Below are 22850 nucleotides of genomic sequence, written 5' to 3'. Positions count from 1 at the left end.
TGCCGGTCCGGCTATTCCAGATAACACTGCACCAGGCGCGCCTCCGCTCGCAGTGCCTCCGCTTCGTCGGATCGGCCGAGACGCTCCAATTCGTTCGCCGCGCCCTCGCGTTCCCGCAGTTCGGAGGCGAGCACGGCGCGCACGTCGGCTCGGCTCAGGCGCAGCCGTTGAACTTCCGCTGACCCGGCCTCGAAACGATGCGGCTCATAGGTCGCCGATACTGCGCGGTTCGGTGGCGCCTCGGCATTGTCGATCGCGGCAATGAGCCCGCGAATGACCTTGGCCTCAATGGTTTTCCGGCACTTCATGGCCGAGCGCAGATCGGCCCGCAGTGCAGCCTTCACATCCCTTGCGGCATCGTCCGGCGCGTCTGACGTCCCTATGTCGGCGGTCATTCTGAATGTTCCCAATTGATCCCTATTTTAGGATATAATAGGATCAATAAGGAATAAAGAGGATCATTCGGCCATGTCGGATCAACTTGTCACCGTCGAGCAGGCGGCGGAGCAACTGAACCTGCATCCCAAGACCGTGCTCCGTTACATCAGGGACGGGCGGCTGGAAGCGACACGGGTCGGCAAGTCCTACCGCATCATGCGAGCGAAGCTGGACGCCTTCGCCGGTATCGCCGGCGGCACGGCCGCGACGGATGCGGGCGTGCGGGCGACCTGCATCGTCGACATTCCCGGCCTTTCCGTGGATCGGGCGGAGCGGCTCGCGACCTTCCTGCATGCCGCCGCCCTGACCGGTGACGGGCAGACACCGCCGCTGCAGCTTCAGACCGCGTTCGACCGGCTCAGCCGAACCATGAAGGTCGTGATCATCGGCACGCCGCCGGACGTGCGCTGCCTGCTCGAGATGTTGCAGGTCCAGATGAGTGGGCGGTCGTGAGCGACCCCGTCTATCGAAGCCGCGCGGCCGGCGTCGCTATCGCGGCGCAATACCGGCAGGTGCTGGCGGGCTGGCCGGTCCCCCGGGCCGAACTGACCTTGCCGACGTCACTCGGTTCGACCTTTGTCGTGGCCTGCGGCCCGGAGAGCGCGCCGCCCGTCCTACTGTTCCACGGCTCTCAAGCCAATTCCGCCATGTGGTTGCCCGATGTCGCCATGTGGTCGGCACGGTTCAGGCTGTTTGCGGTCGACATGGTCGGCGAGGCCGGGCTTAGCGCGCCAGTCCGGCCGCATCTTGCCGGGGATGTCCATGCCCGATGGCTCGACGACGTCTTCAAGGGGCTGGGACTGTCGCGTGCGGCCCTTGTCGGCGTGTCGCTCGGCGGCTGGCTGGCGCTCGACTATGCGCGCAGGCGGCCGGAGGCGGTGCAGGCGCTGGCCCTGCTGTGCCCTGCCGGCATCGGCCGGCAGAAGAACTTCCTGCTCAAGGTTCTGCCGCTCATCCTGCTCGGCTCGTGGGGCAGACGCCGGGCACGCACCATGGTGATGGGCCCCATGCCGCAGGTCCTGCCGGAAGCGGTTCGGCCGCTCGCGGAGCTGATGGAGGAGGTGGGCCGGGTCATCAAGCCGCGCGTCGTCCAGATCCCGAGGCTGACGGACGCGGAGCTTGCCCGGCTCGGTATCCCGATCCTGGCCATCGTCGGCGGGCGGGATGTCCTGCTCGACTCGCGCGAGACGTGCGAGCGGCTGCGGCGGCATGCGCCGCAGGCGGATATCTGCTTCATCGAGGACGGCTACCACTTCCTGCCCGATCAGGCGTCGCGCATCATGAATTTCCTGGAGCGCAACGTTCTGCAGCCCGTTCGCTGATGCCTCACGCGCGACCGGCCGCCGGCCGGTGCCGCGAGGTCGCGATGATGGCGATCCGCGACGGCAGCGAATGGCTGTGCCAGGTTCTGCAGCGGCTCGCGATCGGCTATGTTGAAACCGGGGCGGGCACCGTTTCTGTCGCGGCGGCCGCTACCCGGTTCGGAGAGGATCCCTGATGAGACAGAGCTCATCCGTCGACGCGGTGCCGGGCTGGGGCGATTTCTCCGGACGGATCTGGCTCAATACCGCCCATCAGGGTGCGATTCCCCTGCGCGCCGTCGCGGCGGCGCATGAGGCGGTCGCCTGGAAGGCCTGTCCATCCGAACTGACGCAGGCCCGCTTCGACGAAACGCCGCAGCGCCTGCGCGAAGCGATCGCCCGCCTCGTCAAAGCGCCGGCCGAGGAGATCGTTCTCGCCAACAGCGCGTCCTACGGGCTGAACGTCATCGCGCAGGCCTATCCCTGGCGGGCAGGGGACGAGATCGTCGTGATGGACGGAGATTTTCCGTCCGATATCCTGCCCTGGCTCCTGGCGGCCGAGCAGAATGGCGCGCGGGTGGTCCGCATCAAGCCGCGGCGCCATGTCGTCGAACCGGACGAACTCGCGGCGGCGATCACGCCGCGCACCCGGCTGTTCTGTTGCCCGTGGGTGCATTCGCTCTCCGGTTTCGCGGTCGACCTCACGGCCCTTGGCGCGATCTGCCGGGATCGGGGCGTGACCTTCGTCCTCAATGCTTCGCAGGCGCTGGGCGTGCGGCCGATCGATCTCGGAGCGGCGCCGGTCGATGCACTGGTCTGCGTCGGATTCAAATGGCTCTGCGGCCCCTATGGCACGGGCTTCGCCTGGATCAGTGCGGACCTGATGACGAAGCTGAAGGCGACCAAGGCCTACTGGCTGTCGATGATGACCGCGCAGGATCTTGCCGGGGCCAGGATCGAGGTGGAGCTGAAGCCACGGTCCGGCGCGCGCTCATACGACATTTTCGGCACGGCCAACTTCTTCAACACGAGACCCTTGACCGAGGCGGTCTCGTATCTGACGGAACTCGGCATCGAGCGGATCGCGGCGCACGGGCAGGCGCTGGTCGACCGGTTCGTCACCGGGCTCGATCCGAAGCGCTATCGGATCGACAGCCCGACCGAGGCCAGTGAGCGGCGGTCGACGCTGATCTTCTTCTCCGACCGTAATCCCGCGCGCAATCCGGAGGTCCACCGCGCCCTCGCCGAGAGCGGGATCGACGTCGCCTCCCGCGCCGGCTCGCTCCGGCTCGCTCCGCATCTCTACAACAGCGCGTCGGATATCGATCGGGCGCTGGCGGTACTCAACGCGCGAAGCTAGGTCCGGTTGCATGGTGAGATGCGTCAGCGGCGGCCGTGAGCCCTGCGGCGCGTCGCTCGAGCGCCTGGCGGCAATCCGCAATCTGCGGCCAGACGCTCAGCCTGTGTGGCGCGCCGCTCACTTCGGCTGCCAAAGACCGCCTGCAAGGGCCAGGGCATCGGCCCCCGCGGGGAAGCGAAGCCGGCCGGAGACATCGTTGACGGCTTGCCAGACAACTTCGGCGACATCGCTTTCGCGGGTCACCAGGGCCGGCTGCGCAAAGCCGGCAAAGATGGGCGCGGCAAAAGCGGCATAGGCCTCCGGTATCAGGTCCTCGACGCGAATGTCGGTATTTTCGGCAAAACGTGTCGTCGGCGCGTAACCCGGCTCCACGAGCTTGGCACGGATGTCGAAGGCCGCGAGCTCATGCGCCAGCGAGCCGGTGAAACCTTCGATAGCCATCTTGCTGGCGGTATAGGCGGCGGCCAGCGGCATCGGCGCCAGTGTCACGGTCGACGTGACGTTCACGATCACTCCCGAGCGCCTGGCGCGGAACTGTGGGATCACGGCCTGGCACATCGCCATGACGCCAAAGGTGTTCGTCTCGAACACCTTGCGAATATGCGCCATCGGCGTCGCCTCGAACGCTCCCACCACGCCGATACCGGCATTGTTGACGAGCGCGTCGAGCGGCCCGGCCGCTTCGACCGCGGCGGCGATGCTCTCCGGCCGGGTCACGTCGAGCTGCAGCAGCCGGACGCGTTCGTCGGTTGGCAGGACGCTGGTCGCCGGCCGGCGCATCGTCGCGACGACGGTCCAGCCCGATGCATGGAAATGGCGAGCGGTTTCAAGCCCGTAGCCGGAGGAGCAGCCGGTGATGAGGACGGTTTTCATGGCGTGGCGAACCCTATCGATTGATCTTGACAGGGGAGGAATAGCCAGCACGATCTGGACTATCATCAATGCTCAATCCATAATTCATTGGCAACAGTCCGGAATGACCGACCCGCTGGCCCAGATCGTCGCGCTGCTTCGGCCGCGTTCCGTCTTTTCGAAGGGCATCAGCGGCGCGGGGCGCTGGGCCGTGCGCTATGCCGCCTTCGGGCAGCCCGGCTTCTGCGTCGTCATGACGGGGCGCTGCCGTCTTGCGGTCGATGGCGAAGAGCCTGTCACGCTGGAGTGCGGCGACTTCGTGCTGCTGCCTGCGACACCGGCCTTCACCATGTCGGGCTTCGAGCCCGCGACGCCGGTCCGCGTCGATCCGAAAACCATGCCGGCGCCGGAGGAGGAGGTTCGGCATGGCCGCGCGGAGGGGCCGCCCGACGTGCGCCTGTTCGGCGGCTATTTCGTCTTCGAGTCTCCCGATGCGGCTCTGCTGGTGCCGCTTCTGCCGGGCATGATCCATGTCCGCGGCATCGAACGGCTGGCGCTGCTCGTCAGGCTGGTCAGCGAGGAGGCGGCTTCGGACAATCCGGGACGCGACCTCGTGCTCGGTCGGCTCGTCGAGATCATGCTGATCGAAGCTTTGCGGACCGCCCGTCCCGACGGTGCGCCCGTGGGCTTGCTGCGTGGCCTCGCCGATATGCGCATTTCGACGGCGCTGAAGCTGATGCATGGCGATGTCGGCCGGTCATGGACGGTGGCCGGGCTCGCGGCTGCGATCGGCATGTCGCGTTCGGCGTTTTTCGACCGTTTCTCGCGCGCTGTGGGGCAGCCGCCCATGGAATACCTGCTGGCGTGGCGGATGGCCGTCGCAAAGGATCTGCTGCGGTCGCAGGATCTCGCCCTGGACGAGGTGGCAAGACGGGTCGGCTACGGTTCCGCGAGCACTTTCAGCATCGCTTTCAGCCGGCATGTCGGGCAGCCGCCCGGACGCTACGCGCGCAAGGCCCGCCGGCCGCGCGATCGGCGCCACGCAGCCTTCGCGGGGGCGTAGGGCTCCAACCCGACGGATCGTCTCAGCCGTGCTGCGGCATGGGCATGCCGGCAGGCCTGCCGCGCACGAGGCCCTTCAGCCGGTTGAAGGCCCGCAGGGCGAAACCCATCGGCTGCGGCAGCGCGTGGCGGCAGAAGGCGAGCTTGCGGACATAACGGGGCACGTGCCAGCGCGCCGTCGTGCCGGCCGGGAACAGCGCGACATCGCCGGGCCCGAGCCGGCGTGGCGGCACGCCCGCGCAGCTCACTTCCACCTCGCCGTCGAGAATGTGCACGGTCTCGTCGACACCGAAATGCCAGTCGAACGTGCCGGCCGTGCAGTCCCAGACGAGACTGACGGCCGTGCCGTCGGTCGAGCGCGACAGCTCGGCGGCGCGTGCGACCGGCGCGCCCGCGACGATCCAGCCGGGCGTGATCGGCGCGGCGGCAAGTTCGGTTGTCTCGATACGGCTGACCACGATCGGCGGGTGCGGCATGGTGGTTCCCCATTTTGAGGCGAGGAGACCCGCCAAAGGTGAAGGCCGCGTTGCGCGCGGCCGCGCCGCCATCCCCGATCGTGCGAGCTGGTAAATGTCCTGCCAATGGGGCGGGCCCGGCGGTTTCCTTTGTGCTAACTCCGGACTGGCATCATCGGCGCGTCCGGAGACGAACGATGATCCCTGTCGCGCTTGACGATTGCATGGCCTGGCTGCACCCGGCGGCGGCCGACACCGCCTGCGGGCGGGCCTTCGTCCTGGTGCCGGCGCTCGGCTTCGAGGAACTGTGCACGCGGCGCAGCCTGCGCATCCTCGCCGACCGCCTCGCCCTGGCGGGGCTTGCCACGCTCCGCTTCGATTTTCATGGGACGGCGGACTCGCTCGGCGATGAGACCGCGCCCGATCGCATCATCCGCTGGCGTGCCGACACGCATCGCGCCATCGAACGCCTGAGGGAGATGACCGGCGCGGCCGAGATCGGGCTTCTCGGCCTGCGCTTCGGTGCCCTGATCGCGGCCGACGTCTCGGCCGGGCGCGACGACATCGCCATGCTCGGCCTGCTCGCACCGCCGGGATCGGGCAGACTCCATGCCCGCGAGATGGCGGCGCTGTCCCGCATCATCGCGCCGCAGCCGGAAGACGGGCAGGGCGGTGTCGCCGTGGCCGGCTTCCGCCTCGCGGCTCGGACGCTGGAGGCATTGAGGCGGCTGGACTGGCCGGTGGCGGCCCCCTGTCCGCGCCTGCTGGTCGCCGCCCAGGGGCCGGCGGCCAACGGCCTCGCCGACCGGCTGGCGGCATCGGACACGTCCCTGCAGCGGCTCGGCTTCGCCGGCTATGAGCGCATGATCTGCGATCCGACGGCGTCCGAAGTGCCCTTTGGCGTCATCGACGAAATCGTCGCCTGGGCGCGTGGGCAGGCGCCGGCGGCGACAGTGGCCCTGCCGGTGCAATCCGGCCCGGCGGTGCTGGCGGGGGACGACTTCACCGAAGAGGGGGTGACTTTCGGACCTGGCGGACGGTTGGCCGGCATTCTCTGTCGGCCGGCCTCCGCAACCGGCCAGGCGGTGATCTTCACCAATTCGGGGGGCGTTCCGCATATCGGCTGGGCCCGCATGACGGTGCGCTTCGCCCGCGCGCTGGCCGCCCGTGGCATCGCCTCGCTGCGCATGGATTTCGAGGGGCTCGGGGACAGCCGGATGGTCATGGAGCCGCCGACCCCGTCTTATTACGAAGCGGCGACGCGTGCCGACATCACCGCCGCGGTCGACCTGGTCGTGGCACAGGGGTTTGGCGAGATCGCGGTCTCGGGCAATTGCAGCGGGGCCCATCACGCCTTCCACGCGGCGCTCGCCGATCGGCGCATCCGCGCCCTGGCGCTGAGCAACCTCGAATGTTTCGTCTGGGGGCCGCGCTACAAGCTGCCGCTCGGCGCCTGGATGGCGGCGTTGCCGGTGAGCGTCGAACTGAAGAAGCGCTCGGCCGATGAAACCTTGAGCGAGACGGCGCGCTGGCAGGCCTGGCTGAAGGATCGCACCGTGACGCTGGCGCGCCGCTACGCCAAGCCGACCGTCGGCGCCCTCCAGCGGCTCGCCGCGCGCTTCGCGCCGCAGGCCCGGCCTGCCGACGGCGGCAATGCGGTCGCCGCCGGCTTCGCGGCCCTGTCGGCGCGGGGCGCGCGCGTGCGGCTGGTCTATAGCGAAGGCGATGCCGGTCTCGACGAACTCGAGCTCTATGCCGGGCCGGACGGGATCGAAGCGACACGCCTGCCCGGCATCGACAAGCAGGTCATTGCCGGGGCCGACCATCCGATGACATCGTCGGCGGCGCAGGCGGCGATGCTCGCCATGATCGTCGACATGCTCGTGGACGAGGCTTCGGCCAAGGCGGCCTGACAGCCTGCGCGGCCGCTCCTTGGCGACGGGAAGTGGTCTTGTCGATGGGGCGCGACTGGTGCTGTCGTCAAGGCCAATGTGCTCCTATGGACCGGCTTCCGCCCTTGAGGATGCTGCCATGGCGACTTCCGTCGACGCGCCCGACTGGTCCACGATTCCGGCTCCGGCCGACGACGGTGCGGCACGTCATCTCGTCGGCCGCGACCTGCCCTCGATCACTCTCGCCGCGACCGATGGACGCCGTGTCGATCTCGCCGCGCTGCGCGGCCTCACCGTCGTCTACGCTTACCCGCGCACCGGCCGGCCGGGCGTCGACAATCCCGACGGCTGGGACATGATCCCCGGCGCGCGCGGCTGCACGCCGCAGTCCTGCGCGTTCCGCGACCATTTCGCCGAGCTGCGCGCACTGGGCGTCGACCACCTCTTCGGCCTGTCGACGCAGACGCCGGCCTATCAGCAGGAGGTGGCGGCCCGCCTGCATCTGCCTTTTGCGATCCTGTCCGATGAAAGGCTGGAGCTCGCCACCGCGCTCACCCTGCCGACCTTCGCGACCTCGGGCATGACGCTCCTGAAACGCTTCACGCTCGTGATCCGCGACGGCCGCATCGACCACGTCTTCTACCCGGTCTTTCCACCTGACCGGAACGCCGCCGACGTCATCGCCTGGCTCTCGGCGAGCCGCTGACCCGATATCGTCTTCGTTCGACCAAGGACCTCTCCCGTGAACCCGATCTTTCAGGGCCTCTCCGCCTTTCCGATCACGCCGGCCGACAGCGAGGGCCGGGTCGACACCGACGCCCTGCAGCGGCTGGTCGCGCGGCTGGTCGGCGCCAAGGTCGATTCCATCGGCCTGCTCGGCAGCACCGGCAGCTATCCCTATCTCAGCCGGGCCGAACGGCGCCGCGCCATTGCGGCGGCGGTCGAGGTCGCGCGCGGCACGCCGATCCTGGTCGGCTCGGGCGCGCTGCGCACCGACGAGGCGGTCGCCCTCTCGCGCGACGCCGAGGCGGCGGGCGCCAGTGCCCTGCTGCTCGCGCCGGTCTCCTATACGCCGCTGACCGACCGCGAGGTCTTCGTGCATTTCGAAACCGTCGCCGCGGCGGTCAGGTTGCCGGTCTGCATCTACAACAATCCCGGCACCACCCATTTTTCCTTCTCGCCCGGCCTGATCGCGCGGCTCGGCCAGATCGGCAATATCGTGGCGGTGAAGAATCCGGCGCCGGAGCCGGCCCATATCCTGGCCCAGCTTGACGACCTGCGCGGACGCGTCGGCAAGGATTTCTCGCTCGGCTATTCTGCCGACTGGAAGGTGACGGAAACGCTGATCGCCGGCGCCAATGCCTGGTACAGCGTGCTCGGCGGCCTGTTCCCGGAGCCCTGCATGGCGATCGCGCGCGCGGCCAAGGCGGGCAGGGCTGCCGAAGCGCGCCGGCTGAACGCGGACCTGCAGCCGCTCTGGGACCTGTTCATGGGTCATTCCAGCCTCAGGGTCGTCTATGCCGCCGCCAATGCGCTCGGACTGGTCAAGGCGGCGCCGCCGCTGCCGATCCTGCCGCTCGAGCCGGAGGCCGACCGTCAGGTGCGGGCGGTGATCGATCGGTTGCGGCTGCGCTGAAGCGCTGCGTTCAGGCCGCCCTGGTCGCGCATGCCGCCGCGCCAGCGACGGCAATGCGTTCCGGTGGACCGAGGCCGAGGCCGCCATCGGGCGTTGCCACCAGCGTATGGATGTAGAAGCAGGTCTCGGCCGCGTCGGTCGCCTCCATGACCGGCGAGGGCGCCGAGACGATGGTGAGGCCGGCACATTCGCCGATCCAGTCGATGTGGCGATGGCCGTGCATGGCGACGATGCGATGGCCCGCATGGCTGAGGCGGCGGACGAACCAGCTGCCGTTGATCAGCGCCGTGCCGATCCGCTCCGACAGGGCTCGGGCCGGCATCGGATATTCCACGAGATGGTGGTGCAGCGCGATGATCCAGCGCGCGCCCGGATAGGCGGCGAACGCTTTCTCGATCGCCAGAACCTGCTCGGCCGAGACGAGCCCGAGCGCGTTGGTGAAGGAGAAATGCGTCTCCGCATTGGAATCGGCGAGGATCACCCCGAGCCCATCCGGTTCCCGTGGCGGCAGGACCTGCGGAAAGAGATCGGGCCAGAGCTGGCCGAAGCGGCCGGCTTCGCGCCAGGAGCCGGTGTCGGCGAAATCGGCAAGCCCTGAAAGGCGGGGGGCGAGCGTCGCGGCGAGCGTTGGGCCGAGTGTATCGGCATGCCGGTCGACGAGATGCACCTTCGGTCCCTGGATCGCCGCCATGGCCGACAGCATCCGCAACTGGCGCAGGCGTTTGGCCGGGCTCATCGGCAGGTCGAGACGCGCCGGATTGGTGCGGTCGACGACATTGACGTCATGGTTGCCGGGCAGAATCAGCATGCGCTCGGCCAGATGCGGATAGGCGCCGAGCAGATCGAAAAAGGCCGCCCATTCCGCCGAGCGGCCGGCGTCGGTGGTATCGCCGGTCAGCAGGATGAGATCGAGCGGCGTGGTCGCGTGGAGCGCGTCAAGCCGTTGCAGCACGGCGGCGATCCGGCCATTGCCGCGCGGTCCCGACCGGCCGCTCTCGATCCTCAGACCATAGGGCTCGCCAACCCCGTGCAGGTCGGAAAGATGAGCGACGCGCCAGGACTTGCCGTTCGTCGGATCTGCGACCGCAAATCCCTTCAGCGCCCGCGGTTGCGGCATCAGAGCGTCGGCGATCGACCAGACCAGGGCGACGGCGGCGAGGTAGAGGCCGATCAGCACGACGGAATTGGCGAGCGCGGTCTTGGCGAGCTGGTAGGGCGAGGCGAGATCGGCGAGCTCGCCGATCCAGGACGAGGCGCGCCAGGCCGCCGCCGCGGCGGACAGGGCAAGGCCCGACAGGACGAGGCCGGCGGCGACCGAGGTCGCCGCACGCAGCCGGGCGCGGCCGGCCTCGGTCGTATCGGTGGGCAGCAGCTTTTCGGCAAAGTGCCGGAGTGCTTCGCGGCATGCCGCGTAGAAAGGCTGGACGGCCAGCGAATTGAGCTGCCAGAAATTGCTCTCGGCGGCCCGGAACAGCGGCCGGATGCCATACCAGCCGGCGAGTGCGACGATCACCAGCAGGACGAGTGCGCCAAGCCCGGCGAAGGGCGCGGCAAGGTTGGTCCTCAGCGCGATCGCCCAGCCCAGCGCCACTTGCGGGGCAAGGCCCAGCATGATGCCCGGACCGATTATCATCACGAACCAGGCGGCGATCAGCTTGGGCAGGCTGATCTCGGCGAACAGGGTTCCGGCAAGCGACAGCAGCGAGCGGCGCTTGGTGGCGAGCGCATCGTCCTCGACGTCGCCGAAACGCGGGTCGACGATCGGCGTCAGGGCCGGCGGGCGGAGCTCGTCCGATGACATTGGGCCGGATCCCATGGCGTGCGGCGCGGGCAGGGCAAAGCCGTCATGGATTGATTTGAGCCGATCGAGGCGGCCCAGCGCAAGCGCCAGGGTGCCGCGGCGCGGCGATCGGCCGCTTGCCAGCACGGACGTCAGATGGGCGAGGGCTGCGCGAAGGCTGGCTTGCGGCATGGACGACCCGCGGCTCCGGCGCGGGCAGGGAAGCTTCCGCCGCGCCAGGCGAGTATCCAGGCGGTCCATTGCGCCGACATGATGCCGGGGCGGACGGATGCCCCGGCGGCGTGGCCGGTCGTCGCGGTCAGGCGGGCCGAGCGTCCGGCAGCCACTCCTCGAGCGTCACCTCGAAGGTCATGCAGATCGGATTGGCGCCGGCGACGAATGGTCCGCCATGCAGCGCGCCGTCGGTGCCGGCGACGACGCCCGACAGGGCGGCGCCGAGCGAACCGTCGGGCTTTTCGCGAACCTCGCCGGCGAGGCTGACGATTTCCACTGCCGGCCCGGCGACCTCGATGAGGCCGCCGTCGCGCGTCGCCAGGCAGGCATCGACCAGACTGCCGAGCGCGCCGCGTACGAAGGCGTTGCGGAAGCCCTGCGCAAGGCACAGCTTCTCGACGCCCTGGACCAGGTCTTCGTTGGGGGCGATGCGGGCATAGGCAACGCGGCCCATGCGTCCGGTTTCGACGATGGCGGGGGCCTCGCTCATATCCTCAGGGCTCCATGGTGTGCATGGGACGGATCGACCGCCTGCGGCTGCAGCAGCGGGATGTTGGTTTCCGGGTCGAAGGCCTGGCGCAGCTCGAAATCGTCGAGCGAGGTGACGAGCACCGGGATGGGCACCGGACCGACGATCGAGCGTTCGGTGAGGATGTGCCCGCCCATCATGGCGCCGTCGGCGGTGCGGATCGCGGCGTGACAATGGACCAGGGGCGCTCCGTCCAGCGCCTTGCCGATGGTGGCATTGCCGAACACCAGGAAGGCGCGGCCGGCCGGGATCGGATGCGTATAGGCGATGACCGCGCGCCCGCTCGGGTCGGGCGGTGCCACGCAATAGTCCAGCCTGTCGAAGAAGCCGCCGAGAATGGTCGTCGAGGCCGAGGTGACGCCGATCGCCGCGAGCGGCGCGACCAGCGCATCGAACAGGCTGAGGCCTGGCTGAAGCTGCAGCCGGACGTGCCGCGCAGCAGCGGAGGCAAGGCTCTGGATGCGGACCGGATTGAACCGGCCGGGATGGATCAGAGTGCGGGGGCGGGGGAAAGGCGTCACGATGGTCAAGCCACGGCCGCTTCCAGCATCCGCCCGGCGGACCGATCGGCGCCCGGCCTGCCGGCGCCGGGGCCGGCATAGGTCAGCGCCGCGATGCCCGGCAGGCGCTCGACCAGCGCAAGGAAGGTCTCGACCGAGAGCGCGCCGCGCGGCGCGAAGGCAATGGCGATCCGCGCCGGCTCGCCGTCGGCCGCCGTCATGGTCACGCCGTCCAGCCGGTAGTTGAGCTTGCGCAGGATGTCGAGCGCCCGCGGCAGGTCGTCGAGCGGATTGTCCGAGCGGAATTCGGTCCGATGCATGGAAGCCCCCAGGAATGGCGAGAGAGCCTAGCGCGAGGACGGCAGCAAGACTTGCCGAAGATGTCGCTGATGGCTGGCATGTCGAGATGATCATTTTGCTAAAAGGCGCATTGCCGGTAAGATCGTTCGGCATATTGCACTGCAGCGAGAATGCCTCCATGTCCCGTTCCCTGGACGCGATCGACCGCAAGATCCTGACCGAGCTGACCGCCAACGGCCGCCTGTCGATGAGCGAGCTCGCCGGCCGGGTCGGCCTGTCGACCAGCCCCTGCTGGCAACGCGTGAAGCGCCTCGAGCTCGACGGCACGATCCAGAGCTACGCCGCGATCCTCGATCAGTCCCGTCTCGGCCTCACCGAGACCGTCATCATCGAAGTGACGCTGGAGCGCCACGACGACGAGGTGCTGGAACGGTTCGGCGCCGCCATGGCGGAGCTGCCGGAGGTGCTGGAGGCCTATCTGACGACCGGCGAATACGACTATTTCCTCAAGGTCGCGGTCAGCGGCACGGCCGGGTACGAGGAGTTCCTCCGCAAGAAGCTCTACAAGATCCCCGGCGTCCGCCACTCGCGCTCGTGTTTCGCGCTGAAGTGCCTGAAGCGCAGCCTGTCCGTCGTGCCCGAGCACTGACGCCGCAATTCCGCGCGATCCGGATTGCCGCCGCGCGATCCGGATAGCGCCGATCGCCCGGTCCGTGCTCGCGTGGCGGCATCGGCCGGCCGGATGAAGACCGTGCCACCAGGGAGGACGACAATGACTGCGCTCGACAAGGGCATTACCGAGAACGGTACTGGCTATGCCGGCAAGACCTGGAACATTCTGGGCCAGGTCTATTTCCCGAAGGCCGTCTGCGACAGCACTTTCGCCTTCGAGACCAACAGCGAGCCCGGCCAGTTCGTGCCTGTTCATGTCCATCCGACCCAGGAGGAGTTCATCCTGGTGCAGGAGGGTGAACTCGACCTGAAGCTCGACGGCAAATGGCTGAAGGCGAAGGCCGGCGATCTCGTGCGCATGCCGCGCGGCGTCCCCCACGGCTATTTCAACAAGTCGGACAAGCCGGCGCGCGCGCTGTTCTGGGTCTCGCCCGCGCGCATGCTGGAGGAACTGTTCAACAACCTCCACAACGTCGCCGACCCGCAGGAGGTGGTGAAGATCTCGGCGCGCCACGAGGTCGAGTTCCTGCCGCCCGAGGCCAATGCGTAAAGCGGCCTGCGCCCGCGGGCGACAAGCCCGCGCGGCGCCGTCCCTCCGCAGCATCGACCCGCCCGTTCAAGGGCTGTGGCCTGTTCGATCAGGAAGACGATCATGGTTGCCCAGAAGAATGTCTGCATCATCGGCGCCGGCATTTCCGGCCTCGCCGCCGGCAAGGTGTTCAAGCAGCACGGCCACAGGATCACCATCCTCGAGCGGGCCGGCGGCATCGGCGGCGTCTGGGACCCCGCCCGTTCCTATCCGGACGTGCAGACGCAAAGTCCGAAGGAACTCTATCGTTATACCAGCAAGGCCATGCCGGCCGATTTTCCGGAATGGCCGAAGGGGCCGCAGGTCCACCGCTATCTCACCGACTTTGCCGAGGACAACGGCTTGACCGAGCATATCAGGCTCGGCGTCCGCGTGACCGGCATGGCCCGGCGCGGCGAGGGCAGGCCCGGCTGGGTGCTGGATCTGGAGACGCCCGAGGGGACGGCGCGCGAGGACTATGACTTCGTCGCCGTTTGCACCGGCCAGTTCAGCGACAAGAACGTGGTGGTTCATCCGGGCGACGAGGCCTTCAAGGCGGCCGGCGGCGTCATCGTTCATTCCTCGGACTACAACGATCCCGCTATCCTCAAGGGCAAGCGCGTGATCGTGCTCGGCGGCTCGAAATCGGCGACCGACATTGCCGTCAACGCGGTCAGGGCCGGTGCATCGGCCGTCACCAACGTGATGCGCGAACCGGTCTGGCGCATTCCCTATTTCCTCGGTGGCCTGATCAACTTCAAGCGCGTCATCTACTGCCGCGCCCAGGAGGAGATGTTCCGAGGCTGGGGCGCAGGTACGCGCTCGCGCCTTCTCCACGGAGTGAGCAGGCCTTTCACCTGGGCCAATTGGCGGGCGCTGGAAAGCCTTCTGAAGGTGCAGTTCAAGCTGAAGAAGGTCGGCATGGTGCCGAAGGTGCCGATCGAGGAGACGATCAACTGCTCGGTTCCGATCGCGACCCCGGGCTATTTTCCGATGCTCGCCGACGGGCGCCTCAAGGCGGAGCTCGGCACGATCGAGCGCTATGACGGCCGCACCGTCGTGCTCAGCAACGGCAAGCGGCTGGAGGCCGATGTCGTCATCCTCGCAACGGGATGGAAGCTCGGCGTGCCGTTCCTTCCCGAGGACTACCGCAAGCGGCTGGTCGATCCCGACGGGCAGTACCGGCTCTATCGCATCATTGCCAATCCCGACGTGCCGGATATGGGCTTCGTCGGCTTCAACTCGTCCTTCGCCACGGTCCTCTGCGCGGAAATGGCGGCCAACTGGCTGGTGCGCTACGCCGACGGCCAGCTCGCCCGCCAGCCGACCGCCGCGCAGATGCGCGACAATATCGAGATGATGCTGCATTTCCGGCGGGTCGAGCGGCCGGCCGCCGGCGTCTATGGCGGGCTCTGCGTCGCGCCCTACCATTTCCGGCATCTCGACGAACTGCTCGACGACATCGGTGCCACGGAGCGCCGCCGCAGCCCGCTGGTCGAAAAGTTCACGCCGCCCGATGCCGACGCCTTCGCACGCTATCTCGCCTCGGCGCCGCAATATCGGGTGGGGGAGTGAAGTTGCCCCGGTTTTGTGGACACCCGAACAATAGCGTTTTGAGGCGTTCACGATGCCACGAGGACGCGCGCCCTATTCGCTATTCGCCATTTGCCACTCCCCATCACCGTCTGCGCTTCGTCTGCGACGGCGTCTCGCCGTAGCGGGCGGCATAGGCCGCGGCGGCGCGGCCGGCATGGCCGAGGCCTGAGCGGAAGATCATTTCGGTCACGCTGCTGTCGTCGCTGCCGTCGGCAAGCGCCGCGCGCAGGCGTTCGAGCCTGATCTGCTGCAGCCGTTCGGTCAGGGTGTGGCCGCGATGCTGGCGAAACGCCTCCTGCAGCGCGCGCAGGCTGGTGCCGGCGGCCCGGGCGACATCGGCCATGGCGATGGCCTCGCCGGCATGGCCGACGAGATAGTCCTCGGCCCGCCTCACGGCCGCCGGGCCGGGAAGAGGCGCCGGCCGCCCGATCGACGCGCTCCTGTCATGGACGAGCCCGGTCAGCATGAGCGTCGCCAGGCCGTCCCGAAGCAGCACCTGATAGGGCTCCGGAACCGGCCCGGCGCCGTCGGCGGCGGCCCGCATCAGGTCGACATGCCGGAAGAGCGCCGCCCCGGCCGATTGGGTGAGGTCGATGCCGGTCGAGAATTCCACCGTCATGTTCGGCCGGTCGAGCATGGCGCCGCAGAGCCGTTCGAGCTCTTCGCGGCGGATCAGCACGATGATCTTCTGGCAGCCGTCCTGCCAGATCATGCGTGTCGGCAGGGTGGGTGACAGGACCGTGGCGCCGCGACCGGAGGCGGCATCGGCGACGACAGTGCCGCACCGTACCTGCGCCGCGCCGCGCACCGGCACCTGCAGCAGGAAGAAGCGGTTCAGCTCGCCGGGGTCGATCTCCACCGCACTGCCATAGGCCACGAAATTCACGGAATAGCCGGCCTGGGATGCGCTGTGGTGGCGCGCATGGAAACCGCTCGCCTCGCGCGCGAGAGGGGTCAGGAAGTGCGGGCAGAAGATGCGCCCCACCGCTTCGCGCGCCTCGTCGGGCGAGCGCGTATCGACGAGGCCGAAGCGCGCGAGCGGCGCCGGCGAGACCGGGTCGTATGTGTCTGGCTGCATGGCGTCTTCCTCCAGCCAGGCGAGCTCTCTTTTTTGAGGACTATGCAGGCAAAGCGCAGTTTCGCAAAGGCACTAGCGGCGCAGACGGGCTGCGATGTCAGCGGGACGCTGCGTTAAGCGTGACAGCCGCAAGATCTTGCTCTTCATGTCCCGATTGGAAAGGATGTGATCGGCGGGTGAGGGGTGGCAGATGGACGACACGCTGATGCTGCGCCGCAGCATCATCATCAACCATACGGCATCCGCTGCTTGCTGCATGGTGGGATCGGGCCTGCTAGTCTGGGGTTGCTGGGCGGCGCCCAGCCTTGGTTGGCCGCTGCTGGCGACAAGTAGTTTGATCCTGGCGGTCGGCTTCAGCATCGAGGTGGCAATCCATCTCGGCAGCCTGCCGTCGCTGCAATGGCGCTACCGCAGCGGGCTCGTGCTGGCGGGAGCAAATACGGAGACGCGTCGCGTCGCGCTGGTGCTCGCGCTGTTCGGAGCGACCACCTTCGGCCTGATGGGGGCGCTGTCGCTGTTTTCCGTGGAGATGCCAGCCGACACGCGCAGCGACCGGCCACGCGCCGAGACGGCGGCCGGGACGCCACCGAAGGCATCGGCCCTCCCGAAATCCCTCAAGTAACGACATTGTCCGTCCGCGGGGCGGGCAACCCTGAACAGGTTGCAGCGGGCGATTGACGCAACGCGAACGATGCGTCAATCTCGGAACATAAGAGGAACAACGGGCTGTTGGCATTGTCGAGACTGCGGCATCGGGGGGATGTTCATGCGTTCGATGGTGATCTTTATGGTGTGCCTTGCGCTGTTGGTCTTTGGCCCCGCCGTTGCCGACGACCGTGTGGTGCAGACGCCCTATGGCACGCTGATGATCCGCGAGGCGGACGACATGAAGTGCGTCTTCGCCGGCGACAGGCAGGTTCATTGCACCCAGGAGGATCTGCTGACCTTCGAGGGCAAGCCGATCCTTCTGAGGGACTATGCGGTCGTCCTGATCGGCGAGACCTGCGCCGGCAGTGCCTGCTGGTTGCCGGCGCCCAATCATTTCATCGTCCAGACGGCGCAGGGGACAACTGTCCAGAAGACGCCGTTCAACGCCTTCTGGTCTGAAACACTGCCGCAGATGGCCGGGCCGAATGCCTTCACGATGGCCTTGCCCTATTTCGACGGCAAGGTGCGCTCGCTAAGATTCGCCGACGGGCGTTTCGCTTTCGAGCAGCAGGATGCGGAAGGCCCGACCGCGCTGACGGAGACCGATTGCGGAGAGCTGTTCGAACAGGTGCTGGGCGAGTGCAGGGGATTTCAACAGGCCTGCGCCGAGGCTTTCGACGGCCTGTCGGAATTTGCGCGCCGGGCCGCCGAGAACGCGCGGTTGCGCTATGCCCGGTTCAGGACGGCCGAGCTTGGCCGCCTGTGCCAGCGCGCCTGCACGAGCCGGCGACCGCCCGAGCAGCTGGAGTTCAACAGGACCGTCTGCCAGCGCCCCGGCTGAGAGGGTGAGGCGGTTGCGGGAGCTGCCGTCACGCGCGGCCCTGCATCCGGCTGCCTTCCGGCGCGCCGTCAGTCATAGGTCAGCAGGGTATCGACGACCCGGTCGATCAGGGCGCGGCTGCGGGCACCGACCGCCACCAGCGCGTTGGCGGCGCTGGCATGGCGCATGTTGATCGCCTCGGCGCTCTTCAGCGTGCGCAGGTCGCAGACGGTCATGCCGCGGGTATAGGTGCCGGTCTTTTCGATCCGCGCGGAGGTGTGGACATAGTCGATCAGGCTGTCGTCGACATAGGGCACGATGGCGCAGACATCGTGCATGGGCGCGACCGTCAGTCCGTAGCCGACGCGCTGCTTCTCCAGGTAGAAGGCCATCAGGTCGGCGAGCGTTGCCGCCACCGAACGGCCGGAGGCGCGCATGCGGTCGATATCGCTCTGGTCGAAACCGGTCTGGCGGGTGACGTTGTAGCCGACCATGCGCAACGGAATGCCGCTCTCGAACACGGTCCAGGCCGCCTCGACATCGGCGAAGATGTTGAACTCGGCGGCCGGCGTGACGTTGCCGGTCGTGGTCGAGCCGCCCATCACGGTGATCTCGCGGATCCACGACTTCAGGCGCGGCTCGCGGCGCAGCGCCATGGCGATATTGGTCTCCGGCCCGATGGTCGCCAGGATCAGCTCCTCGCGGTGCTGCTCAGCCATGGCGATGATGAAGTCGACCGCGTGCGTGTCGATGACCGTGCGTTCCGGCACCGGAATGTCCGCGCCGTCGAGGCCGCTCTTGCCGTGCATGGCGGCGATCCCGACCGCCTCCTGCGCCAGGGGCTCGGCGCAGCCGCGCGCCACCGGCACGTCGAGCTTGCCCATCTCCACGACCGCGAGCGCATTGCGCGTGGTGTTCTCGAGCGAATTGTTGCCATGGACGCTGGTGATGCCGACGAGGTCCATGTGGCGGGCCGCGAACAGGATGGCGACGGCGTCGTCATGGCCGGGATCGCAATCGATCAGGATCTTCTGTCTGGCGGTCATGGCTGGCTCCGGCGCATCGGGGAGGCCGGCGAGCTTGGCGGGCGCGCGGCCGCCTGCCAACCGCCAATTGGGCAAGCCGGCTGCGCGCCGCCGGGGCAGCCGCCGGCTATGGACAGCAAGGCGCTGTGCATTAGGCTCTCGCGCAAACCGTTTGCCGCGAGCGCCGCCATGCCGTCCGCCGATATCGCCCTTGTCCTCGATCCCGCCGATGGGGCCCTGTGGCATGGCGACAGGCGTTTCGACCCCTGGGCGCTCGCCTGGCGGGCCGCGTCCGGCCGGCCGGCCGGCTCACCGGTCACGCCGGTCGATGCGGCCCGGCATCTTTTTTCGCGGCCGGGCGTGCGGCGCGTGCCGGTGGGCGTCATTGGCCCGCGCGATGCCAATGCAAGCGAATATCGGCGCGCCTATGAGATCGGCCTCGCGCTGGCCGGGATCGGCTTCACGGTCATCTGTGGTGGCCGGGCAGGGGCCATGGAGGCCGTCTGCAAGGGCGTCGCCGAGGGCGGCGGCCAGCCGATCGGCATCCTGCCGGATCACGACTGGCGCGAGGCCAATGATCATGTCGCTGTGCCGATCGCCACCGGTATCGGCGAGGCGCGCAACGCGATCATCGCCACCGCGTCCTTTGCGCTGGTCGCGGTCGGCGGCGGTTACGGCACCTTGTCGGAGATGGCGCTCGGGCTTCGGCTCGGAAGGCTGGTGGTCGCCATGCCCGAAACGTTCGAGGTCGAGGGGGCCGTCGCGCTCGGCACCGTACCGGAGGTGCTCGATCGGTTGTGCCAGCGCTATCTTGCGCTCGACGGCGGCTGAGCGCTGCGGCGTGCAAGATCAAGGGGTTGCGGCAGGCACCGGGCGCCGGATGCAAGCCGGAGCCGCAGAAGAAGACGGATGAACGGGAGGAAATTCGATGACCGGCAGAACAGCGAACCGCCGCGAGATCCTGCTGGCGGGGGCGGCGGCAACCGCCGCGCTCGCCGCGCCGCGCCTTGCACGGGCCCAGGGCGCCACCTTGCGGGTCGTCTGGATGGGCTGGCCGGAAAATCAGGTGACGCCGCTGTTCGACGAGGTCCAGAAACGCCAGCCGGCGATCAAGCTGCAGGTGGAGCGGATCCCGTTCACCCAGGTGTTCCAGACTATTGAGGTGAAGCTCAACGGTCGCACGCCCGACCCGGACATCTATATCTGCGACAGTCCGCTCACCGCGTCCTATGCCTCGCGCGGCCATCTGATGGCGCTCGACGGGCTAATCGACAAGAGCCGCTTCACCCCCTCGGGACTGGCGGCAGCGACCTATGACGGCAAGATCTATTCCGCGCCGTTCGGCTCGTCGATGCAGGTCCTGTTCTACAACAAGGCCCTGCTGAAGGCGGCCGGGGTCGAGGAGCCCTCGGCCGACCCGGCGCAGCGCTGGACCTGGGAGAAGCTGGTCGCGGAGGCGAAGAAGATCGCGAGGCCCGCGGACAACATCTGGGGTTTTGCCTTCGAACAGTCGGAGCGCCCCTACCAGCTCCTGCCGCTCGGCCAGTCGCTCGGCGGCAAGGCGCTCTCCGACGATGGCTTCAAGGCCAGCGGCAATCTCGATGGCCCGGCCTTCGTCGAGGCCTATACCTTCATGCAGAAGCTCTATTCCGAGTTCAAGGTGGCGCCACCGGGCCAGTTCGATCCGGCGACGACACCGGAACTGTTCGGCACGGGCAAGGTTGGTTTCTTCCTGGCTGGAACGTTCAACTTCGACACGTTCCGGTCGCGTTTCGCCGGCATCGATTTCGGCGTCGCGCCGCATCCCTTCTTCGCCAAGGGCAAGCCGGTGACGCCGACTGGTGCCTGGCATTTCGGCGTCAATCCGCGCACCGCCCACAAGGGCGCGGTGGAAGCGGTGGTCAAGGAGCTTCTGTCGGACGACCTGCAGGCCATGTGGTTCAAGTTGCGGCCCTATCCGCCGGTCGTGAAGGCGATCTGGCAGCGCGAGGCGGCGACCTTCGATACCGACATGTGGCGCATCGCCCGCCACGAGCTCGACACCACGGCGCAGCCGCGGCCGGCAACACCAGGTTTCCGCGAATATGAGGACGTGCTGCGCGTGGCGCTGCGCGACATCCAGACCGGCGCCAATGTCCAGCAGGCCCTGACCCAGGCCGCCACCCGCATCGATCGCGAGATCGCCAAATACAGGGGCTGAGCCTTGCCTGGCGCCGTGATCATTGAACGGGCGCGCCGGAGCCCGGCAAGGCGCGCGGCTGCCGTACGCCGCGGAGCGGTCCGGCCATCGGAGGCGTCGCTATGAACACGCGCTGGTGGGTGCCCTATGCCTTTCTCGCCCCGGCCTTGCTGGGGCTGGCGCTGTTCCGCTTCACGCCCATCGGCATTGCCATGGCGGGCAGCCTGTTCGGCGAGACCATCCGCGGCGACACGGTCTTCCAGGGGTTCAAGAACTACCGCGAGCTGATCGACGACCCGACCTTCTGGGGCGCGCTGTCGATCACGCTGATCTTCAACCTGATCGTCAATCCGCTGCAGGTCTTCCTGGCCTTCGTGCTGGCCATGCTGGTGCGCCGGCCCGGGCGCTTCATCGACGTGTTCCGCGCCGCCTTCCTGCTGCCGATGACCGTGTCGATCGCCATCACCTCGGTGCTCTGGAACATCCTGCTCGATCCGACGCTCGGCCCGGTCAACGGCTTCCTGCGCTGGCTCGGCCTGTCGGCGCAGCCGTTTTTCCGCTCGCCCGACCAGGCGCTGCCGACCCTGATCGCGGTGGTGAGCTGGAAAGGCGTCGGCTATTGGATGGTGTTCCTGCTGGCCGGCCTCCTCGCCATCCCGAAGGAGCTCGACGAGGCCGCCGGCCTCGACGGCGCGACCGCCTGGCAGCGGCTGCGCTATGTCACCCTGCCGATGATGCGCCGGCCGCTCGCCTTCGTGCTCGTCGCCGACACCGCGGCGAATTTCCTGCTCTTCGCGCCGGTCTATGTCATCACCCATGGCGGGCCGAACGGGGCGACCCATCTGCTGATGTTCGAGGCCTACCAGTCGGCCTTCGCCTTCCTCAACCATGGCCGGTCGCTGGCCATCTCCACCGTCATCCTGCTGATCATCCTGGTCACGGCGCTGTTCGAGATGCGGCTGTTCCGGCAACGCGAGGGCGAGGCATGAGGCCCGACGGCACCACGGCGGCCTGGCGCACGGGCCTGCGCTACCTCGCGCTCGTCCTGGTGGCAGCGCTCCTGCTGCTGCCGGTCTACTGGCTCGTCATGTCGTCGTTTCGGCCGGGCGAGCAGATCTTCGCGAGCAGCGGCCGGTTCGGCCTCGAAACGCTCGTGCCGTCGGAGCTAACGCTGGAAAACTACCGGCAGGTCCTGATCGACGGCAATTTCGGCCGCGCGCTGTTCAATTCGCTCTTCGTGTCGGTCGCAACCGTCGTGCTCGGCATCCTCGTCAACTCGATGGCGGGCTTCGCTTTCGCCGTCTTCGACTTCCCGTTCAAGCGCACGCTGTTCGTGGCGGTACTCCTGTCGTTCATGATGCCGTTCGAGGCGATCGTCATTCCGCTCTACGTGCTGATGCGCGGCCTCGGCTGGGTCGATACCTATGCCGCGCTGATCGCGCCGGATGTGGCGAGCGGCATCGTCGTCTTCCTCTTCCGGCAGTTCTTTGCCCAGATCCCGAAGGAGATCTACGAGGCGGCGCGCGTCGACGGCGCCAGCTGGTGGCAGATCTACCGGCGCATGACCATGCCGCTGTCCTGGCCGACCGCGGCCACAGCGGCGCTGATGATGTTCATCCACCAGTGGGACGCCTTCTTCTGGCCGCTGGTGGCGGCGAGCTCGCCGGATCTGGCGGTGGTGCAGGTGGCGATCGCCCGCAACATGACGCTCGAACAGTCCAACTGGGGCGCGCTTTTCGCCTCGGCCTCCACGGCCGTCCTGGTCGCGCTGATCCCGTTCCTCGTGCTGCAGCGCTACTACATCCGCACCGTCGCCTTGCAGACCGATCGCTGAGGCGAAGGCGGCCCGTCTGTCCGGCACGGCATGAGGGGGGCCGGACGGGTCGATCTGAAGGCGCTTGCCGGTCGGCCCGAACGATGGCCGG

Annotated in this window: 26 protein-coding genes; 17 read left to right on the top strand and 9 right to left on the bottom strand. The window is 68.1% G+C overall.

The genetic code is table 11. The annotated features are described in order from the left end of the window. Positions 1–11 precede the first annotated feature (11 nt). A complete protein-coding gene (locus OZ671_RS07970; RefSeq protein WP_268860245.1) occupies positions 12–395 on the bottom strand; it encodes a GatB/YqeY domain-containing protein in 384 nt (127 codons plus the stop codon). Positions 396–468: 73 nt separating this feature from the next. Here OZ671_RS07970 and OZ671_RS07965 point away from each other — a divergent pair, with 73 nt between their 5' ends. The 4 genes from OZ671_RS07965 to OZ671_RS07950 are packed head-to-tail and all read left to right on the top strand — an operon-like array spanning position 469 to position 3099. Next, positions 469–891, top strand: coding sequence for a helix-turn-helix domain-containing protein (locus tag OZ671_RS07965; RefSeq protein WP_268860244.1), 423 nt, complete (start codon positions 469–471; stop codon positions 889–891). Next, positions 888–1760, top strand: a complete 873-nt coding sequence (locus OZ671_RS07960; RefSeq protein WP_268860243.1) for an alpha/beta fold hydrolase — start codon at positions 888–890, stop codon at positions 1758–1760. Before OZ671_RS07965 ends, OZ671_RS07960 begins: the two co-directional genes overlap by 4 nt. Before the next feature lie 44 nt (positions 1761–1804). Beyond that, entirely contained in the window at positions 1805–1936 is a 132-nt protein-coding gene (locus tag OZ671_RS07955; RefSeq protein WP_268860242.1) for a hypothetical protein, read from the top strand. After that, positions 1936–3099 carry an aminotransferase class V-fold PLP-dependent enzyme gene (locus tag OZ671_RS07950; RefSeq protein ID WP_268860241.1) on the top strand — a complete coding sequence of 388 codons (1164 nt, stop codon included), beginning with the start codon at positions 1936–1938 and terminating at the stop codon, positions 3097–3099. The genes OZ671_RS07955 and OZ671_RS07950 overlap by 1 nt, the downstream gene beginning before the upstream one ends. A gap of 117 nt (positions 3100–3216) precedes the next feature. On the opposite strand, the gene OZ671_RS07945 is transcribed toward OZ671_RS07950, so the two are convergent. Continuing rightward, entirely contained in the window at positions 3217–3972 is a 756-nt protein-coding gene (locus tag OZ671_RS07945; protein WP_268860350.1) for an SDR family oxidoreductase, read from the bottom strand. Positions 3973–4075: 103 nt separating this feature from the next. Here OZ671_RS07945 and OZ671_RS07940 point away from each other — a divergent pair, with 103 nt between their 5' ends. Continuing rightward, complete coding sequence (locus OZ671_RS07940; RefSeq protein WP_268860240.1) at positions 4076–5014, top strand: AraC family transcriptional regulator; 939 nt, start codon at positions 4076–4078, stop codon at positions 5012–5014. Positions 5015–5036: 22 nt separating this feature from the next. Here the strand turns inward: OZ671_RS07940 and OZ671_RS07935 are convergent, their stop codons facing one another. Continuing rightward, entirely contained in the window at positions 5037–5489 is a 453-nt protein-coding gene (locus OZ671_RS07935; RefSeq protein WP_268860239.1) for a cupin domain-containing protein, read from the bottom strand. Between the two features lie 176 nt (positions 5490–5665). Here OZ671_RS07935 and OZ671_RS07930 point away from each other — a divergent pair, with 176 nt between their 5' ends. The 3 genes from OZ671_RS07930 (at position 5666) to OZ671_RS07920 (ending at position 8996) form a co-directional block, all read left to right on the top strand. Next, positions 5666–7381, top strand: coding sequence for a hypothetical protein (locus OZ671_RS07930; protein ID WP_268860238.1), 1716 nt, complete (start codon positions 5666–5668; stop codon positions 7379–7381). 118 nt (positions 7382–7499) lie between these two features. Beyond that, entirely contained in the window at positions 7500–8066 is a 567-nt protein-coding gene (locus OZ671_RS07925; protein ID WP_268860237.1) for a peroxiredoxin, read from the top strand. 36 nt (positions 8067–8102) lie between these two features. Further along, a complete protein-coding gene (locus OZ671_RS07920) occupies positions 8103–8996 on the top strand; it encodes a dihydrodipicolinate synthase family protein (RefSeq protein WP_268860236.1) in 894 nt (297 codons plus the stop codon). A gap of 10 nt (positions 8997–9006) precedes the next feature. Here the strand turns inward: OZ671_RS07920 and OZ671_RS07915 are convergent, their stop codons facing one another. The 4 genes from OZ671_RS07915 to OZ671_RS07900 all read right to left on the bottom strand — a co-directional run bounded on the left by OZ671_RS07915 (position 9007) and on the right by OZ671_RS07900 (position 12359). Continuing rightward, positions 9007–10797, bottom strand: coding sequence for a metallophosphoesterase family protein (locus OZ671_RS07915; protein WP_268860235.1), 1791 nt, complete (start codon positions 10795–10797; stop codon positions 9007–9009). Positions 10798–11095: 298 nt separating this feature from the next. Next, entirely contained in the window at positions 11096–11500 is a 405-nt protein-coding gene (locus OZ671_RS07910) for a PPC domain-containing DNA-binding protein (RefSeq protein ID WP_268860234.1), read from the bottom strand. Beyond that, positions 11497–12069, bottom strand: coding sequence for a PPC domain-containing DNA-binding protein (locus tag OZ671_RS07905; RefSeq protein ID WP_268860233.1), 573 nt, complete (start codon positions 12067–12069; stop codon positions 11497–11499). Before OZ671_RS07905 ends, OZ671_RS07910 begins: the two co-directional genes overlap by 4 nt. Continuing rightward, positions 12066–12359 (bottom strand): hypothetical protein, encoded by a 294-nt coding sequence (locus OZ671_RS07900; RefSeq protein WP_268860232.1) that lies wholly within the window; start codon positions 12357–12359, stop codon positions 12066–12068. The genes OZ671_RS07905 and OZ671_RS07900 overlap by 4 nt, the downstream gene beginning before the upstream one ends. Before the next feature lie 158 nt (positions 12360–12517). On the opposite strand from OZ671_RS07900, the gene OZ671_RS07895 reads away from it, so the two are divergent. From OZ671_RS07895 to OZ671_RS07885, 3 genes are all read left to right on the top strand, one after another. After that, the gene (locus OZ671_RS07895) at positions 12518–12988 is read left to right on the top strand and encodes an Lrp/AsnC family transcriptional regulator (RefSeq protein ID WP_268860231.1); all 471 of its coding nucleotides are present in this window, start codon (positions 12518–12520) and stop codon (positions 12986–12988) included. A 123-nt stretch (positions 12989–13111) separates the two neighbouring features. Next, positions 13112–13561 carry a cupin domain-containing protein gene (locus OZ671_RS07890; RefSeq protein WP_268860230.1) on the top strand — a complete coding sequence of 150 codons (450 nt, stop codon included), beginning with the start codon at positions 13112–13114 and terminating at the stop codon, positions 13559–13561. Positions 13562–13663: 102 nt separating this feature from the next. Beyond that, positions 13664–15154, top strand: coding sequence for a flavin-containing monooxygenase (locus OZ671_RS07885; RefSeq protein ID WP_268860229.1), 1491 nt, complete (start codon positions 13664–13666; stop codon positions 15152–15154). A gap of 103 nt (positions 15155–15257) precedes the next feature. On the opposite strand, the gene OZ671_RS07880 is transcribed toward OZ671_RS07885, so the two are convergent. Beyond that, on the bottom strand, positions 15258–16253 hold the full coding sequence (locus OZ671_RS07880; protein WP_268860228.1) for an AraC family transcriptional regulator: 996 nt from the start codon (positions 16251–16253) through the stop codon (positions 15258–15260). Positions 16254–16443: 190 nt separating this feature from the next. Here OZ671_RS07880 and OZ671_RS07875 point away from each other — a divergent pair, with 190 nt between their 5' ends. Continuing rightward, positions 16444–16875, top strand: a complete 432-nt coding sequence (locus OZ671_RS07875; protein WP_268860227.1) for a hypothetical protein — start codon at positions 16444–16446, stop codon at positions 16873–16875. A 39-nt stretch (positions 16876–16914) separates the two neighbouring features. Then, complete coding sequence (locus tag OZ671_RS07870) at positions 16915–17742, top strand: hypothetical protein (RefSeq protein WP_268860226.1); 828 nt, start codon at positions 16915–16917, stop codon at positions 17740–17742. Positions 17743–17810: 68 nt separating this feature from the next. Here OZ671_RS07870 and OZ671_RS07865 read toward each other — a convergent pair whose 3' ends face one another. After that, positions 17811–18767 carry a nucleoside hydrolase gene (locus OZ671_RS07865; protein WP_268860225.1) on the bottom strand — a complete coding sequence of 319 codons (957 nt, stop codon included), beginning with the start codon at positions 18765–18767 and terminating at the stop codon, positions 17811–17813. 168 nt (positions 18768–18935) lie between these two features. Here OZ671_RS07865 and OZ671_RS07860 point away from each other — a divergent pair, with 168 nt between their 5' ends. The 4 genes from OZ671_RS07860 (at position 18936) to OZ671_RS07845 (ending at position 22759) form a co-directional block, all read left to right on the top strand. Next, complete coding sequence (locus OZ671_RS07860) at positions 18936–19577, top strand: LOG family protein (protein ID WP_268860224.1); 642 nt, start codon at positions 18936–18938, stop codon at positions 19575–19577. 97 nt (positions 19578–19674) lie between these two features. Next, entirely contained in the window at positions 19675–20946 is a 1272-nt protein-coding gene (locus OZ671_RS07855) for an ABC transporter substrate-binding protein (protein WP_268860223.1), read from the top strand. 101 nt (positions 20947–21047) lie between these two features. Beyond that, positions 21048–21914 (top strand): carbohydrate ABC transporter permease, encoded by an 867-nt coding sequence (locus OZ671_RS07850; protein ID WP_268860222.1) that lies wholly within the window; start codon positions 21048–21050, stop codon positions 21912–21914. Further along, entirely contained in the window at positions 21911–22759 is an 849-nt protein-coding gene (locus OZ671_RS07845; protein ID WP_268860221.1) for a carbohydrate ABC transporter permease, read from the top strand. Before OZ671_RS07850 ends, OZ671_RS07845 begins: the two co-directional genes overlap by 4 nt. Positions 22760–22850 lie beyond the last annotated feature (91 nt).

The organism is Phreatobacter sp. AB_2022a (genome assembly GCF_026847585.1).
Taxonomy (GTDB): Bacteria; Pseudomonadota; Alphaproteobacteria; order Rhizobiales; family Phreatobacteraceae; genus Phreatobacter.
This window is presented reverse-complemented; position numbering and strand designations above follow the sequence as displayed.